14 protein-coding genes are annotated in these 16,428 nt (G+C 69.5%); 7 read left to right on the forward strand and 7 right to left on the reverse strand.

All coding sequences use genetic code 11. The features are described 5' to 3' along the window. Positions 1 to 2 precede the first annotated feature (2 nt). The 6 genes from mltG to Y958_RS18290 form a co-directional block, all read right to left on the reverse strand. Positions 3 to 1,040, reverse strand: a complete 1,038-nt coding sequence (gene mltG / locus Y958_RS18265; protein WP_088873389.1) for an endolytic transglycosylase MltG — start codon at positions 1,038 to 1,040, stop codon at positions 3 to 5. Beyond that, a complete protein-coding gene (gene fabF / locus Y958_RS18270; protein ID WP_088873390.1) occupies positions 1,037 to 2,308 on the reverse strand; it encodes a beta-ketoacyl-ACP synthase II in 1,272 nt (423 codons plus the stop codon). Before fabF ends, mltG begins: the two co-directional genes overlap by 4 nt. 179 nt (positions 2,309 to 2,487) lie before the next feature. Beyond that, positions 2,488 to 2,724: an acyl carrier protein gene (locus Y958_RS18275; RefSeq protein ID WP_004272228.1), complete on the reverse strand. Its 237-nt coding sequence runs from the start codon at positions 2,722 to 2,724 to the stop codon at positions 2,488 to 2,490. A 242-nt stretch (positions 2,725 to 2,966) separates the two neighbouring features. Continuing rightward, a complete protein-coding gene (gene fabG, locus Y958_RS18280; protein ID WP_088873391.1) occupies positions 2,967 to 3,704 on the reverse strand; it encodes a 3-oxoacyl-[acyl-carrier-protein] reductase in 738 nt (245 codons plus the stop codon). Between the two features lie 38 nt (positions 3,705 to 3,742). Beyond that, a complete protein-coding gene (gene fabD, locus Y958_RS18285) occupies positions 3,743 to 4,681 on the reverse strand; it encodes an ACP S-malonyltransferase (RefSeq protein WP_088873392.1) in 939 nt (312 codons plus the stop codon). Between the two features lie 206 nt (positions 4,682 to 4,887). After that, positions 4,888 to 5,868 (reverse strand): LysR family transcriptional regulator, encoded by a 981-nt coding sequence (locus Y958_RS18290; RefSeq protein ID WP_088873393.1) that lies wholly within the window; start codon positions 5,866 to 5,868, stop codon positions 4,888 to 4,890. A 93-nt stretch (positions 5,869 to 5,961) separates the two neighbouring features. On the opposite strand from Y958_RS18290, the gene Y958_RS18295 reads away from it, so the two are divergent. The 3 genes from Y958_RS18295 to Y958_RS18305 all read left to right on the forward strand — a co-directional run bounded on the left by Y958_RS18295 (position 5,962) and on the right by Y958_RS18305 (position 10,698). Beyond that, positions 5,962 to 6,903, forward strand: a complete 942-nt coding sequence (locus Y958_RS18295) for a DMT family transporter (RefSeq protein WP_088873394.1) — start codon at positions 5,962 to 5,964, stop codon at positions 6,901 to 6,903. A gap of 173 nt (positions 6,904 to 7,076) precedes the next feature. After that, complete coding sequence (locus Y958_RS18300) at positions 7,077 to 8,276, forward strand: DUF3142 domain-containing protein (protein ID WP_186291336.1); 1,200 nt, start codon at positions 7,077 to 7,079, stop codon at positions 8,274 to 8,276. After that, positions 8,263 to 10,698 carry a hypothetical protein gene (locus Y958_RS18305; RefSeq protein WP_088873396.1) on the forward strand — a complete coding sequence of 812 codons (2,436 nt, stop codon included), beginning with the start codon at positions 8,263 to 8,265 and terminating at the stop codon, positions 10,696 to 10,698. The genes Y958_RS18300 and Y958_RS18305 overlap by 14 nt, the downstream gene beginning before the upstream one ends. Here the strand turns inward: Y958_RS18305 and Y958_RS18310 are convergent. Next, entirely contained in the window at positions 10,691 to 12,616 is a 1,926-nt protein-coding gene (locus Y958_RS18310) for a phospholipase D-like domain-containing protein (protein ID WP_088873397.1), read from the reverse strand. The two genes, Y958_RS18305 and Y958_RS18310, sit on opposite strands and share 8 nt — an antisense overlap. A gap of 190 nt (positions 12,617 to 12,806) precedes the next feature. Between Y958_RS18310 and Y958_RS18315 the strand changes: the two genes are divergently transcribed. The 4 genes from Y958_RS18315 to rplI all read left to right on the forward strand — a co-directional run bounded on the left by Y958_RS18315 (position 12,807) and on the right by rplI (position 16,395). Next, a complete protein-coding gene (locus tag Y958_RS18315) occupies positions 12,807 to 14,927 on the forward strand; it encodes a tetratricopeptide repeat protein (RefSeq protein WP_088873398.1) in 2,121 nt (706 codons plus the stop codon). Between the two features lie 146 nt (positions 14,928 to 15,073). After that, positions 15,074 to 15,544 (forward strand): 30S ribosomal protein S6, encoded by a 471-nt coding sequence (gene rpsF, locus Y958_RS18320; protein ID WP_088873399.1) that lies wholly within the window; start codon positions 15,074 to 15,076, stop codon positions 15,542 to 15,544. Further along, entirely contained in the window at positions 15,541 to 15,822 is a 282-nt protein-coding gene (gene rpsR, locus Y958_RS18325) for a 30S ribosomal protein S18 (RefSeq protein WP_044561423.1), read from the forward strand. Before rpsF ends, rpsR begins: the two co-directional genes overlap by 4 nt. 12 nt (positions 15,823 to 15,834) lie before the next feature. Continuing rightward, positions 15,835 to 16,395, forward strand: coding sequence for a 50S ribosomal protein L9 (gene rplI / locus Y958_RS18330; RefSeq protein ID WP_088873400.1), 561 nt, complete (start codon positions 15,835 to 15,837; stop codon positions 16,393 to 16,395). Positions 16,396 to 16,428 lie beyond the last annotated feature (33 nt).

Below are 16,428 nucleotides of genomic sequence, written 5' to 3' on the forward strand. Positions count from 1 at the left end.
CCTTACCGCTGCACCTTTTCCCGCAAGTCGCGCCATTTGTCGACGTTGCGGTTGTGCTCGGCCAGGGACGCGGCGAAGGCGTGGCCGCCGCTGCCATTGGCAACGAAATAGAGGTCGTCGCTGGCCAGCGGGTTGGCCACGGCGCGCAGGGCCTCACGCCCCGGGTTGGCGATGGGGCCGGGCGGCAGGCCGGCCACGGCATAGGTGTTGTAGGGTGACGCCACCGCCAGATCGGCGTGGGTCAGCGGGCGGCCCAAGGGCCCGGCGCCGTTGGTCAGGATGTAAATGACCGTGGGGTCAGACTGAAGGCGCATGCCCAAGCGCAAGCGGTTGTAGAAGACGGCGGCGATATGCGGCCGCTCGGCCGGCACGCCCGTCTCCTTCTCCACCAGCGAGGCCATGGTGACCATCTCCTCCGGTGACTTCAGAGCGACGCCCGGCGCGCGGCCGGCCCAGATCTCGTCCACCATCTTGCGCATCGCGGCCTGCATGCGCTCCACCATCTGTGCGCGGCCGTAGTTCAGCCCGAAAAAATAGGTTTCGGGCAACAGGCTGCCTTCCGCCGGCTTTTCCGTGATGGTGCCGGAGAGGGCGGGCTCGGCCTCGATCAGCGCCACGATCTGGGCGGAGGTCAGGCCCTCGGGTATGGTCAGGCGATGGACCACGGTCTTGCCGCTGCGCAGCAGGGCAACCGTGTCCTTTAGCGAGACATGGGCCGGAAAGGCGTATTCGCCGGGCTTCAACACCTGGCTGCCCACGCCCAGCGCGCTGGTGATACGCACGGCCGCGACGAAGTCGATGTCGCCCCGCACCACACCAGCCTCTGCCAGCGTTTGCCCCATGGCCGGCAAGCCGCCGCGCGAGGACACGACGACGATGCGATCCTGCGTCAGCGGGCCGGGATCGACATAGCGGTGATAGCCGACCCAGGCCAGCGCGGCCAACACCAGAACGACCAGGGCCGCCGCCTGAAACAGACGGCGGCCCAGGGAAGATGCAGGCCGGGATTTGGATCCCGGGGCCGGAACCTTGTCGGTCACGAGCCGGTGTATTCCTTGACGATCAGCGAGGCGTTGGTGCCGCCGAACCCGAAGGAGTTCGACAGGGCGGCCCGCACGCGGCGCTTCTTGGACTTGTGCGGCACCAGGTCGACACCGGCGCACTCGTCGGACGGGTTGTCCAGGTTCAGCGTGGGCGGCACTTGCTGGTCACGGATGGCGAGCACCGAGAAGATGGCCTCGATGGCGCCCGCCGCCCCCAGCAGGTGGCCGGTGGCCGACTTGGTGGAAGACATGGAGGCGGTGTTCAGCGCCTCGCCGAACAGCCGCTTCACGGCGCCCAGCTCGATCAGGTCGCCAAGGGGGGTAGAGGTGCCGTGGGCGTTGACGTAGTCGATGTCGGCCGGGGTCATGCCGGCGCGCTTCAGCGCCATGGCCATGGAGCGGTAGCCGCCGTTGCCGTCATCCGCCGGGGCGGTGATGTGGTGGGCGTCGCCCGACAGGCCGTAGCCCACGACCTCGGCGTAAATCTTGGCGCCGCGGGCCTTGGCGTGCTCCAGCTCCTCCAGGACGACGACGCCGGCGCCCTCGCCCATGACGAAGCCGTCACGGTCCTTGTCATAGGGGCGCGAGGCCTTCTCCGGCGTCTCGTTGAAGCCGGTGGACAGCGCGCGGGCGGCGGCGAAGCCGGCCACACCAAGGCGGTTGATCGCGGCCTCGGCGCCGCCGGCGACCATCACGTCGCAGTCGTCCCACATGATCAGGCGAGCGGCGTCGCCGATGGCGTGCGCGCCGGTGGAGCAGGCGGTGACGGCCGAATGGTTGGGGCCCTTGAAGCCGTGGATGATCGACACGTGGCCGGAGACCAGGTTGATCAGGGCCGACGGGATGAAGAAGGGGGAGATGCGGCGCGGGCCCTTTTCGGCCAGCAGCAGCGATGTTTCGTAAATGGAAGACAGGCCGCCGATGCCGGAGCCGATCATGACGCCGGTGCGCTCACGATCTTCTTCGGTCTGCGGCTCCCAACCGCTGTCCTTCACCGCCTCGGCCGCCGCGGCGACGCCGTAGATGATGAAGTCGTCCATCTTCTTCTGGTCCTTGGTCGGGACCGTCAGATCGGGGTTGAAGGTGCCGTTGGTGCCGTCGCCCCGGGGAACCATGCCGCCGATCTTGGCCGGCAGGTCGGACACGTCGAAGGTGTCGATGGCGCGGATACCCGACTTGCCGTCGAGCAGCTGTTTCCACGAGTGCTCAACGCCCGTTCCCAGAGGGGTAACCAACCCGAGACCGGTGATGACGACGCGACGCATGGGTCAGACCTGTACCTAGTTCCAGAAGAATATTGGGCCTGGAATCGGACTCGAGGAGAAACCCGAACGTCCGGTGTTCGCCTAGGCCCCGCAAAAACCAGCAAAGGCTTTTCCGGTTCCAGACGCCACGCCAGCGCGGTATCGGCGGCGCGGCGTCTGAATCCCGGGAAAGTAGGGGATCAGCCCTGCTTGCTGGAAATGAAGTCGATGGCGTCCTTCACGGTCAGGATCTTCTCCGCCGCATCGTCCGGGATCTCGATCCCGAACTCTTCCTCGAAGGCCATGACGAGTTCAACGGTGTCGAGGCTGTCGGCACCCAGATCGTCGATGAAGCTGGCGGTGTCGGTGACCTTGCCCTCTTCCACACCCAGGTGCTCGACGACGATCTTCTTCACCCGTTCGGCGATGTCGCTCATTTCCTATACCTTCCCGAATTTCAAAGTTGGGGTTGTTTGACTGACTTGTTCTGATCGGCGTGGGCACGTCCGGCAGGACGAATTCGAGCGCCCATCCTTTGGAAAAGTGCCGTCAGATACCACAGCTAGGCGTATCTTGCCTAGCGCCCGCAGGCACTGGGACACCTTGTTAAGGCTGGGCCCCGCCGATACTTAGGGGCATCCCGCGAAAGGACAAGCCCCCAAGCCCCACGGGAACCCGATCAGATCATGGCCATGCCGCCGTTGACGTGCAGCGTCTGGCCGGTGACGTAGCCGGCCTCGGTGGAGGCCAGGTAGAGCACGGCGGACGCGATTTCATCCGGCGTGCCCAGGCGACCGGCCGGCACGCCGGCGGTCAGCTTTTCCTTCTGCGCGTCGGGCAACACATCGGTCATCGCGGTGGCGATGAAGCCGGGCGCCACGCAGTTGGCGGTGATGTTGCGCGAGGCGACCTCGGCGGCCAGCGCCTTGGTCATGCCGATCATGCCGGCCTTGCTGGCGGCATAGTTGACCTGGCCGGGGTTGCCGGTGACGCCGACGATGGAGGTGATGCCGATGATGCGGCCCCAGCGGCGCTTCATCATGCCCTTCACCAGCGCGCGCGACAGGCGGAAGGCCGCGGTCAGGTTCACGTCGATGACCGACGCCCAGTCCTCATCCTTCATGCGCAGGATCAGGCCGTCGCGGGTCAGGCCGGCGTTGTTCACCAGGATGTCCACCTGGCCCAGCTTGGCCTCCGCGTCCTTGGCCAGGGCCTCCACGGCTTCCGGATCGGACAGGTTGGCGGGCACGACCACGGCGCGGCTGCCCAGCTCGGCGGCCAGGGCCTCCAGGGCCTCGACCTTGGTGCCGGACAGGGCGACGGTGGCGCCGGCCTGGTGCAGGGTGCGGGCGATGGCGGCGCCGATGCCGCCCGAGGCGCCGGTGACGAGCGCGGTCTTGCCGGTCAAATCGAACATGGGATGGTCCCTATCGTTCTCTCAGGAGGGGTTCAGGCTCAGGCCTTGAGGAAGGCGTCGATGTCGGCGGGCAGGCCCAGCGATACGGCCGTCATGTCCTTGTCGATGCGCTTGGCCATGCCGGCCAGCACTTTGCCGGCGCCCAGCTCCACCAGCTGCTCCACGCCCTGTTCCTTCATGAACAGCACGCTCTCGCGCCAGCGCACGGAACCGGTGACCTGTTCCACCAGCAGGCGGCGGATCTCGGCGGGATCGGTGACGGTGCTGGCGATGACGTTGGCCACCAGCGGCACGCGCGGCGCCTGGATGGCGGTGCCGGCCAGGGCCTCGGCCATGGCGTCGGCCGCCGGCTGCATCAGCGGGCAATGGAAGGGGGCGGATACCGGCAGCAGCACGGCGCGCTTGAACCCGCGCTCGGCCGCGATGGCGATGGCGCGCTCCACGGCCGACTTGTGGCCGCTGATGACCACCTGGCCGGGGGCGTTGTCGTTGGCGGCGGTGCAAACCTCACCCTGGGCGGCATCCTGGGCGATGGCGCGGGCAGCCTCGAAATCGGCGCCGATGATGGCGGCCATGGCGCCCACGCCCACCGGCACGGCGCGCTGCATGCTCTGCCCGCGCAGCTTCAGCAGGCGGGCGGTGTCGGCCAGCGTCAGGGCCCCGGCGGCGCACAGGGCGGAGTATTCACCCAGCGAGTGGCCGGCGACGAAGCGGGCGGCCTTGGCCAGGTCCAGCCCGCCGTCCTTCTCCAGCACCCGGGCCACGGCCACGGACACGGCCATCAGGGCCGGCTGGGCGTTCTCGGTCAGGGTCAGCTCATCCAGCGGCCCCTCGAACATCAGGGCGGACAGCTTCTGCTTCAGCGCCTCGTCCACCTCGCCGAACACGTCGCGGGCGGTGGCGAAGGCGTCGGCCAAGTCCCGGCCCATACCCACGGCCTGGCTGCCCTGGCCGGGAAACACGAAAGCGCGAATCATGTGCGAATACCCTGGAAGCTCAATTCCGGTGCGATGCCCTGTGCCCCATACACGGGCCACGGCGGAAAACCCCGCCGCAGCCTGACGCCGGCACCGCAAGTCGCGCCATGCATACCGCCTGCAATCAATCTGTCAATCATCATTGCAGGAGGCTGCCCCGGGTTTACGTGGGCTGCGCCTGGGGTTTTGGCCTGTCCAGACAGCATTCAGGCCGCCGTCCAGGGTATGAAAGGCCTGCCATACCCCTCCGGTGTCTCGGGATTGAGGAACGTCTCCAATGCCTCCGCCGACACCTCGGCCTCCGCCGCGATACGCCGCGCCAGTTCCACGGCAGCATTGCGCATGCGTCCCGGCGGGCGGTCTAGCCAATAGCTGGTGGGGTTCAGCGCCGTGCGCGGGTCCACCGGCACCACCCGGCCGCTGCGCAGCTTGGACCGCACCAGCGGCGGCCGGGCCAGGGCGATGCCCAGACCGCAGACACAGGCGTCCAGCACCAGGTTGTAATCCTCGAACCGCCTGTCCTGCGGGCGCGGCTTGTAATCCAGCCCATGGGCGGCGAACCACGTGCGCCAGCCCGATGCGTCGGAGTCGTGGATCAAGGGGAAGGCCAGCAGGCGTTCCGGATCCCCTTCGCCAATCTGGGCCGCCAAACCGGGAGCCGCCAGGGGATAGCACCATTCCTCGAACAGCTTCAGTGAGACACGGGCCGGCATGGCGCCCCAGCCGCAGCGGATGGCCAAGTCCATGCCCTCATCCGCCAAATCCAGCGCGCGGTGGTCCACCGACAGCAAGATTCGGAGTGCGCCGCCGGGGTCCGCCTCCCTACCCTCCAGATCTGCGAGCCGGGGCATGAGCCACAGCCCGCAGATCGAGGGCAGCGAGGTCAGCCGCACCACCGCCGTCCCCCGGGGTTCCGTCCAGCGGTTGGAGGTGTCGGCGATGAGGGCGAAGGCCTCACTGGTGCGTTGGAACAGACGCTGGCCGTCCGGCGTCGCCACCACGCCCCGCGCCTGGCGGTGAAACAGGCGCAGGCCCAGCCATTGCTCCAGCTTGGCGATCTGCCGGCTGACGGCGCCATGGGTAACGTTCAGGGACTCCGCCGCGGCGGAGAAACTGCCCGTGCGGGCCGCAGCCTCGAACGCGCGCAGCGCGTCCAGGGGCGGCAAGGGGTGGGAGCTGTGATCCATACTCACAGTTGGCTGCCGATTTCATCGATTGTCAATCAGCTGCGCCCGGGGCGTACTGATGCCGTGTCACCTTCCCCTCTTGGATTCGCCCCCATGTCCGCCACCCCGCTCGCCCCCACCTGTGACTCCGCCGCAACCGTCGGCCTTGCGCCCTCCAAGGGGACCCGGCTGGACGGGGGCACCCTGGCCATCGTGGTGGTCACCATCGTCATCTGGGCGTCCGCTTTCGCCGCCATCCGGGCGGGCCTCAAGGCCTTCGGTCCGCTGGAACTGGGGGCGGCGCGGTTCTCCATAGCAGCGGTGCCGGCGGGCCTGTACCTGCTCATCAGCCGGCCTTCCCTGCCGCGCCTGGGCGAGGTGTGGCGCTTCGCCACCGGCGGCCTGCTGTTCGTGGCGCTGTACACGGCGCTGCTGAACATGGGGGAGCGCACGGTGTCCTCCGGTGCGGCCGCCTTCATCATCAACATCAACCCCATCATCACCGCCGTCTTCGCCTCCTTCCTGCTGGGGGAGCGATTCGGCCGCTGGGGCTGGATCGGCACCGCCGTGTCTTTCAGCGGTATCGGCCTGATCGCCCTTAATGAAGCGGTGGGCAGCGGCACCGGCCTGCAGCTGGGCTGGGGCGCCCTATTGGTGCTGGGGGCCGCCCTGTGCAACTCCATCACCACCGTGGTGCAGAAGCCGCTGTTCGCCCGGCACAAGCCCCTGACCGTGTCGGCCAGCAACATGGTGATCGGCGCCCTGGCCCTGTCGCCCTGGCTGCCCGGCGCCTATGCCCAGGCCCAGGCCGCCCCCCTGCCCGGCCTGATGGCCGCCCTGTACCTGGGCGTCATGCCCAGCCTGGTCGCCTACGCCACCTGGACCATCGTGCTGTCGCGCATGCCCGCCGCCCGGGCCAGCAACTTCCTCTACTGCGCGCCGCCCCTGGCCATGCTGCTGGGCTATGTCTGGCTGGGCGAGGTGCCGACCGTGATGGGCATCATCGGCGGCCTGATGGCCCTGGGCGGTGTCGCCATCGTGAACCTCAAGCGTTGAGGCTATCCCCTTAAGGTAAGGGGGAATTCCGTTTCGGCGGGACCGGCGCGACGGTAGAATGCGTCCGTCCCGCCTACCCTGCCGCCCGCCCCCATGCCATGCCCCTGCCCAGGCCCCGGATCCTTCTGGCCGCCCTGACCCTGATGTGTGCCGGCGCCGCGGCGGCGAGCCTGATGCCGTCCCGCGCCAATTCCCATTTGGGTCCGTTGTCTCCCCCCTTGCCCAACGACATCTATGTCTGGCAGCGCGCCTGGACGCCGGCCCTGGGCCAGGCGATGGACCAGGCGGCGCCCGACGTCGCCGCCTGGCGTGTGCTGGCGTCGGAGGTCTCGGCGGAGGGGCGGGTGGCCCCCGTGCTGCTGAACGATGCACGGTTGGAGGCCCTGCGCGCGCATCTGGCCGGGCGGCCGGTCATCCTGGTGGTGCGCATCGACGGCCGGTTGAGCGATACCGATCCCGCCCCCCTGGTGGCGGCGGCCCTGGCACCGCTGGAGCGTTGGCGTGAGGCCGGAGTCGCGGTGGCGGGGCTGGAGATCGACCATGATTGCCCGACGTCGCGCCTGCCCTTCTATGCCCGCTTCCTGACGGACCTGCGCGCGCGGCTGGGCGGCGGCGGGTTGGACGGCACGCGCCTGTCCATCACCGCCCTGCCCACCTGGCTGCCGGCCCCCGCCCTGGCCGACGTGGTGGCGGTGCCGGATGAGGTGGTGCTGCAGGTCCACGCCGTGGCCGCCCCCACCGACGGGCTGTTCAACCCGGCCCAGGCCGCCCGTTGGGTCGCGGCCTACGGCCAGCGCTTCGGCACGCCCTTCCGCGTGGCGCTGCCCGACTATGGCGCGCGGGTCAGCTGGAACGCCGATGACAGCCTGGCGACGGTGGAGGGCGAAACGCCCCTGCTGGGCGGCGGTGCACATGCCGCGGAGCTAATGGCCCGGCCCGCCGATGTGGCGACCTTCCTGAACGACCTGCGCGCCAAGGCGCCGCCCAACCTCAAAGGCATTGCCTGGTTCCGCCTGCCCACCGCCGAGGATCGCCGTGCCTGGTCCCTGGCCACTTGGGCCGCCGTGGCGCGGGGACAGACACCCATCGGCCATATCGTCGCGCGGGCCGAGGCCACGGCGACGCCCGGCCTGTCGTCGCTGGTGCTGGTCAATGACGGTGCCGCCGATGCCGAGGTGCCCGCCAGCCTGGACCTGCCGGCTGCGTGCCCCCTGGGCGACGGCGCCAACGGCTATGCCCGCGATCCCCTGGCCCCCCAACCCCGCCTGGTGCGCCTGTCCCCCGGCCTGCTGCCGCCCGGGGAGCGCCGGGCGGTGGGCTGGCTGCGCTGCCCCGATTCCCCCTCACCGCTGGTGATCCATGTCCGCCCCTAGCCATCGCGTCCTTACCCTGTCCGTCCTGTTGCTGACCGGCGCTGCCGGCATCGCCATCGCCTGCGGCCCGGACTTTCCCTGGCAGTTGCTGGACCGCCGCGAGGTGACGCTGGCGGAGACGCCCGCCAACCCCTTCGCCTGGGAGGCGGCGCATCTGGTGCCCGCCCCCACCGACACGATGAAGGCAGTGGAGAACCGCTGGGCGACCGACGACACGCGCGCCAAGCTGCGCACCGATGCCGAAACGGCTGGCTTGCCGGCCGATACGGCGGCCCTGATCAGCGCCCTGCGCGCGGCCGGGGACGGCGACAAGGCCTATGCCCTTGGGGAAAAGCTGCCGGCCGCCGTGCGGCTCTACACCGCCGCCGCCGTGGATTATGAGGCCGGCCGATTGGACCAGGCCGCCACCCGCTTCCAGGCGGTGCTGGACCTGCCGGCGGCCGACGGCGCCCCTCGCGCCGTCTGGGCCGCCTACATGCTGGGCCGGGTGGCGGCGAAGCGTGACCAGGCGGACGCGGCGGTGGCCGCCTACGCCAAGGCGCGCGCCCTGGCCCAAGGCGGCGCCCCCGACCCGCTGGGCTTGTCTGTGGCCAGCCTGGGAGAGGAGGCGCGCGTGCGCCTGGCGCAGGCGGGGCTGTCCCTGGCAACGACGGCGGAGACGGACGACGACACGGTGGCGGGCAGCCTACCGGCCACCCTGCGGCTGGAGGCGACCCGGCCGCTGGACGTGGCCGCCCTGTCCCAGGCCATCGGCCTCTACGCCCAGCAGGCGGCGCATGATTCCTACAATGGCGTGTCCTCCCTCCACATCATCGCCCTGCACCTGCTTGAGCATGCCGAGCCCCTGAAGGCCGCCATCACCGACCCGCTGGTGCAGCGCCTGCTGGCCGCCCATGTGCTGGCGTTCGAGGAGGATTTGCCGCGTCAGACCAAGGCGTGGGTCGCCAGCCGGCATGATTCCGGCGAGACGTACCAGGCCCCATCGACCCCGCATCTGGCGGCGCTGACCACCGCCTTGACGGAGGCCCACATCGGGGATGCCGGTGGGCCGGCGCCGGCCGCCGCCGACCAGCTAGCGGCCCTGGCCTACCGCAAGGGTGACTATGAACTGGCCGGCCGCCTGGCGGCGATGAAGCCGGGGCCGCTGGCCAGCTGGGTCCAGGCCAAGCTGGCCCTGCAGAAGGGCGACCTGGCGCAGGCGGCCAAGTTCTACGCCCAGGCATCCGCCGCCTTCCCCGCCACCGGCGACGGCCCCCAAGGGAGCGCCCTGTCGGCGGCCGAGCGCAGCCGTCTTGCCGGTGAAGGCGGCACCGTGGCCTTGGCGCGGGGCGAGTACGTGGCGGCGCTGGACCAGCTGATGCCCATGGCCGACACCTATTGGGGCGACGTGGTGCACATCGCGGAGCGCGTGCTGACCGTCGATGAGCTGAAGGCCTATGTCGATGCCAAGGTGCCGGCCAGCGTCGTCGCCGGCTGGACGCAGACGGTCGACAACAAGCAATGGCCCAACACCCTGCTGGACACCCTGGGCGTGGGCTACAAATACGATGAGGAGGCGGACCGGCTGCGCTACCAGGGCGCGCCCCTGGCGTTGCGCAGCCTGCTGGCCCGCCGCCTGATGCGGGCGGGACGGGGCAAGGAGGCGCTGGCCTATTATCACAATCCGGCGGTGGCCAAGGACGCCCGCGCCTACCTCGATGCGCGGGACGATGCCGGCAGCGCCTGGTGGGCTGCCAGCCGCGCCCGCGCCTGGTTTCAGGCGGCGCAACTGGCCCGGACCAAGGGCATGGAGATCATGGGAACGGAGGGCGCGCCGGACGAAGCCGCCCTGCAAGGCGCCTACGACGTCGGCATCGGCCAGGCCATGCTGCCGCCCGCCGGGGTGGCATACGTGACGGACGGGGAACGCAAGCGTTTCGCCGACAGCGCGCCGCAGCCGGACCAGCGCTTCCACTACCGTTTCATCGCGACCGACGCCGCCGAGCACGCGGCCGACCAGTTGCCGCACACCAGCCAGGCCTATGCCGCCACCCTGTGCTGGGCGGTGACTTATGCGCAGGATCAGAGGATCGCCACCTGGACCAACGATCCCGCCACCATCGAGGACCCCTACTGGCAATCCGTCGTCCGCCGCATCATCGAGCGGGACAAGCAGGCGCAGGGCCGGGTGGCGGCCCTGTATCAGCGCTATCTCAAGACCGGCCCCTACCAGCCCTGGGCGGCCCATTTCGGCCGCGCCTGCCCGGCGCCGGACTTCGACGCCGCCGCCAAGGAATGGTGGCAGGCGCCGGCCCGGCAGGCGCACCGCTGGATAGCACGGAACCACCACAAGGCGCTGATCGGCGGCGCGGCGGTGCTGGCCGTGTTGGTGGCCGGAACCGCCCTGCTGCTGGTCCGCCGCCGGCGGCCTCCTGTCAGCTGAGGAAGTAGTCCAGTTCCTTGCCCTTGTCCCCGGACAGGTAGGCGTCCTGCCAATGATCGTTGGCGGAGAGAAAGCCACCTTGCGGGGTGCTGGGGGCCGGCTGGCCCTTCAGCAGGGCGTCCCGCTCCCGCTCTTCCAGGATGGCGCGCTGGCGGTAGTGTTCATAGACGTCCAGGACATGGACGGCATAGGCCTGGGCCAGCGGCTGGTTGCCTTGGATGATCAGCAGGTTGTCGTCGTTGGCGTAGGAGGCCTTGTAGCCCAGGTTGTGGCTGCCGGTGATGACGACGCAGTCGGGGGAGAAGGGGTCGATCACCACGATCTTGTCGTGGATGATGGCGGCACCGGCGGTCAGCAGCTCGGGCTGCAGGTCGCCCGTGGGCATGTCGATGGCGGCGGCGCGCACCACCAGCACCTGCGGCGCGTCCTTGGGCGCGTAGACGGAGGGCTTGGGGATCTTGGCGCCCGGGGCATCCGTGTCGTCGCCCGTGTCATCGCCGCCGTTGGCATCCCCCTCGATCGGCAGCGCTTGCGGGCTGCTGACGGCGCCCATGACCATCAGGTCGGGGCGCTGCTTGCCCAGGTCCACCGCCGCCTCGATGATGCTCTGCTTGCCTTCGACGGAGGGGTAGAAGGTCAGGAAATAGATGGCGTGCTGCGCCTGGTCCATCAGCTGAAACACGTCGGCCAGGTCCGGCGGCGTGGCCGACGTCTTGGTAGTGGCCAGGGTGGTTGGCGCGCACCAGACGCGGGGGTTGCCGGCGGAATCCGGATAGGCGTGGCCATCGGCCCGGCGCAGGGGCTTTTGCTGGACGTTGTGGTTGGGCGCGCCGGTGTCCGTCTGCACCGGGAAGCTGGCCGTGTCCACCTTCAGCCGGTTCCAATACTCCAGGTAGGCCTGCGCCAGGACGGTATCCTGGGTGAGGATGGTGTTGTTGGATTGGGTGCATAGGCCCGTGGGCGTCCAGTTGGTGCTGCCCGTCAGCAGGGCCAGCGGCGTGTCGTTCGCGTCCGTGCACACCAGGAACTTGTTATGGCCGATATGGGCGCTGTTGTTGAACAGCCGGTCGATCACCTCCCCCGCCGTGCCGTGCAGGGTCCGGCGCGCCGCCTGGTTGGTGCGGTCCCAGGCAGGGTTGGTCTTCGTCGCCTCGCCCGCTGTCGACAGGATCAGGTGCAGGCGGTCGCCAAGCCCCGTCAGGCCGGCCACCAGTTCCGGATCCGACAGCTCATAGAGGGCAGCGTAGACCTTGTCGTTCGGCCCCACCTGTCCCAGGAAATCGGTCAGGGTGGGCAGCACGTCGCCGGTCAGGAAGGTGCGAATGGCGTTGCCCGGCTGTTTCACCTGGTCCAGCACATAGCCCTTGCTGGGCGCCTGGCCGGCAGGGGTGTGCAATTGCTGGCGCAGGTTCTGCGTCGACAGGATGCCGTTGGTGAAGACAGCGGTGAAAGCGCCATAGATCCAGGTGACGGTGATGGGATTGGTCATCACCGCGTCGCCGCAGATGAACAGCGGCCGCGGCGTACCGGTGTAGGCGCCGGGTTGCGCGCTGCTGAACGTCTCCGTCCGCTTGATCCAGCCGGCCACCGGCTCACGTCCCGGCGCCTCAAAGCCGACGGGAATGATCTCGTAGTGGCAGGTGAAGGGCTGGCGTACCGACAGGCTGTCGCGGCTGCGCCGCAGGGTCAGGTCGCGCCAGGAGAATTTCTGAATGGGCCAGACGCTGGTGTCCTGCTGTTGCCATTTCGGGTTGGACTGGTCCGTGAACGCCACCCAGGTGGGCAGCAGCCGACGCTCCCCCTCCTCGTGCACGCGCGTGACCATGAAGCCCAGCAGGCCGTCGATGCGGGCCGTGGGGCGCCACGCCAGATAGGCCACTTCGTTGTTGCACCAGGCGCGCGCGGGGACCTGAGACATGGGCGACCTCCATCACGACGGGAGAGGTCATGGTGCGCCCGGGATATGACGGTTGCGACCGTAGCGTGCATACCTGTCGATGTACCTCCTTGGTTGGAGCCAGGGGATTGGAATCTGGAGACCGCGGCACCATCGACGCGAGGGCCGTCGGCAGGCTAGTCTGTGGCCTGCCACCGCGTAGGGAAAAGACATGAACCGCAACCAGCGCCGCCTGGACAAGAAGCCGGGCGCGCCGGCCGTGCCGGCGGCGGCGCAGCTGCTGTTCGGTCAGGCGACGCAGCAGCACCAAGCCGGCCGCCTTGGGGAGGCCGAGGCGGCCTACCGCCAGGTGCTGGCCCAGGCCCCCCGCCATGCCGACGCCCTGTACCTGCTGGGCGTGATCCATCACCAGACCGGCCGCCACTCAGGTGCGGCCGACCTGCTGAGCCAAGCCGTGGCCGCCAAAAGCGACGCCCCGCACATGCATGCCGCCCTGGGCACCGTGCTGCTGGCCCTCAACCGGCCGGCCGATGCCGTGGCGGCGCTGCAGCGCGCCCTGGCCCTGAAGCCCGACCAGGCGGAGGCGCACACCACCCTGGGCAACGCGCTGAAGGACCTGGGCCGCCTTGACGAGGCCATCACCCATTATGAGAGCGCCATCGCGCTGAAGCCGGACTACGCCAACGCCCACAACAGCCTGGGATACGCCCGCCAGGCGCAGGGCCGGCTGGATGAGGCCGCCGGCCATTACCGCCGCGCCCTGGCGCTGAACCCGCGCCAGATCCTCGCGCAAGTCAATCTGGGCAAGACGCTGATGGCGTTGGGCGACCTGGCGGGGGCGGAGGCGGCGCTGCGCCAGGCCCTGGCGCTGGACGCGGCCCACGCCGACGCGTTGAACAATCTGGGCGCCGTGCTGCAAGCGCAAGGCCGCACGGATGAGGCCACGGCCTACCTGCGCCAGGCAGTGACCCTGGCGCCTGACGACGCCGACGCCCAGCTGAACCTGGCCCGCGTGCTGGCCAGCGACCTGCTGGTGCGCGACCCCAGCCTGCTGCGTCAGGCGCTGTCGCATGCCGAGCGGGCGCTGGCGCTGCGTCCCGGCCATGGCGCCACGCTGGACGCGCTGGGCACCATCCTGCAGCGCCTAGGCCGCCTGACGGAGGCCGAACGCCATTTCCGCGCAGCGCTGGCCGCGACGCCCGGTGACGCGGAGATCGTCCACAACCTGGCCACCACCGTGCAGACCCTGGCTCGCCAGGATGAAGCGGAGGCGCTGTACCGCCAGGCACTGGCCCTCAACCCCGACCATGCCGACGCCCGCTATTGCCTGGGTACCACGCGGCTGGCCGCCGGGGATCTGGCCAGCGGCTGGCCGGATTATGAGGCGCGCTGGCGGGGCCGGCAGCTGACGCCTTTCTGGCGCCCCTTCCCCGTGCCGCAATGGCGGGGCGAGAGCCTGGCGGGCAAGCGCCTGCTGGTGTGGGGGGAACAGGGCCTGGGCGATGAGATCCTGTTCGCCAGCCTGCTGCCCGACCTGCACCGGCGGGTGACGGCGGAGGGCGGGCAGCTGGTGGTGGAGTGCGCGCCCCGCCTTGTGGGCCTGATCGGCCGCGCCCTGCCGGGCGTGGTGGTGCGGGCCCCGACCTCCGCCCCCGGCGCGCCCACGCTGACGGACATGGACCTGCACCTGCCCATGGGCAGCCTGGCCGGATTGCTGCGCCCCCGCCTGGCGGACTGGTACGGGGGCGCCCCCTTCCTGACGCCGCGCGCGGATCTGGCCGCGCTGTGGCGGGACCGGCTGGACCACCTGGGCCCCGGCCTGCGCGTGGGCATCAGCTGGCGCAGCGGCATCCGGCGCGGCGACCGCGACGGCGCCTATACCACCCTGGCCGACTACGCCCCGGTGCTGACCCTGCCCGGCGTCATTCCCGTCACCTTGCAATACAGCGCGCCGGAGGAGGAGTTGCGGCCGGTGGAACAAGCCCTGGGCCGGCCCCTCCACCGCTGGCCCGATCTGGATTTGCGCGAGGATATCGAGGGGGTGGCCGCCCTGATCGCCGCGCTGGATCTGGTGATCACCCCCCCCTCGGCGGTGGGAGAGCTGGCGGGGGCGCTGGGCGTGCCCTGCTGGCGCCTGGGCATCGACCATGACTGGTCCATGCTGGGCACCGGCGCGCGGCCGTGGTTAAACACCATGGCCGTCATCCCGGCGGCGCCGCACGGGCCGGCGGCGGCCGGCCGCGTCGCCCTGGCGGCGCAACGTCTGCTGGCGCTGACGGGGGCGCGGGCAGACCACCTTTTCCCTTGCCCCTCGGGGGGCGTTCCTATATAAGCCCGCGCTTCAACCGCTCCTTGCCGGTGCCTTTGCCATGGCGCCGGCTAGGTCCGTGCGGCTGACCCACCCCCTGGTCCCCGGAATGATCCGGCGCCCCGGGCGGGAACAGCGGCGGACCACGTAACAGCCATGAGGAGTATCAAATGGCTTTGTATGAGACCGTGCTGATCGCACGGCAGGACATCACGTCCGCCCAGGTGGAAGGCCTGACCGAAACCTTCACCGGTATCCTGAAGGAGAACGGTGGCCAGGTTGCCAAGGTCGAGCAGTGGGGTCTGAAGACCCTCACCTACAAGATCAAGAAGAACCGCAAGGGCCACTACGTCTACTTCGCCCACGATTCCGCCCCGGCCGCCGTCGCCGAGATGGAGCGTAACATGGGCCTGAACGAAGACGTCCTGCGCTTCATGACCACCCGCATCGAGAAGATCGAGGAAGGTCAGACCGCGATGCTGTCCAACAAGGGCGATCGCGGCGAGCGTGGTGAACGCGGCGAGCGTGGCGAGCGCGGTCCGCGCCGCTTCGACGACCGCGGCGATCGTGGTGACCGCGGCGATCGCGGCCCCCGTCCGCCCCGCCGCATGGAAGCCTCTTCTGAAGGAGACCGGGCATGAGCTTCGGCACCCAGGGTAACGCCGGCGCCCCGCGTCCGGCCGGTGGCGGCGGTGGCCGTCGTCCGTTCTTCCGTCGTCGCAAGACTTGCCCCTTCTCCGGTCCGAACGCCCCGGCGATCGACTACAAGGACGTGAAGCTGCTGTCGCGCTTCATCTCCGAGCGCGGCAAGATCGTCCCGAGCCGCATCACCGCGGTTTCGGCCAAGAAGCAGCGTGAGCTGGCCCGCGCCATTAAGCGCGCCCGCTTCCTCGCCCTGCTGCCTTACATCGTGAAGTAAGGAGTAGGAACGATGGAAGTTATTCTGCTGGAGCGCGTCGAGAAGCTCGGCCGCATGGGCGAAGTGGTCACGGTGAAGCCTGGCTTCGCCCGCAACTACCTGCTGCCCCAGAAGAAGGCGCTGCGCGCCTCCAAGGACAACCTGGCTTTCTTCGAGAGCCAGAAGGCCAAGCTGGAAGCGCAGAACGCCGAGCGCAAGGTCGAGGCCGAGAAGGTCGCGTCCAAGATCAACGACCTGTCGGTCATCATCATCCGCCAGTCTGCCGAAACCGGCATTCTGTACGGTTCGGTGAGCGCCCGTGACGTTGCCGAGGCGGTCACCGCCGCCGGCACCGCCGTGGAGCGCAGCCAGGTCGCCATCGACACCCCGATCAAGACCCTGGGCCTGTTCAAGGTCCGCCTGGTCCTGCATCCGGAAGTGTCGGTGAGCATCACCGTGAACGTCGCCCGCACCACCGAAGAGGCCGGCCTGCAGGCCGCCCGCGGTGGCATGGTCGCCGGCCGGCGTGATGACGAGGACGAGGAAGAGGTGGTGGAAGCCGCCGACGAGGCCACGGAAGAGACCGAGGCCTGATCCTTCTCCGGATCGTCTGAGTTAACAGGACGG

This window comes from Nitrospirillum viridazoti CBAmc (assembly GCF_000730165.1).
Lineage (GTDB): Bacteria > Pseudomonadota > Alphaproteobacteria > Azospirillales > Azospirillaceae > Nitrospirillum > Nitrospirillum viridazoti.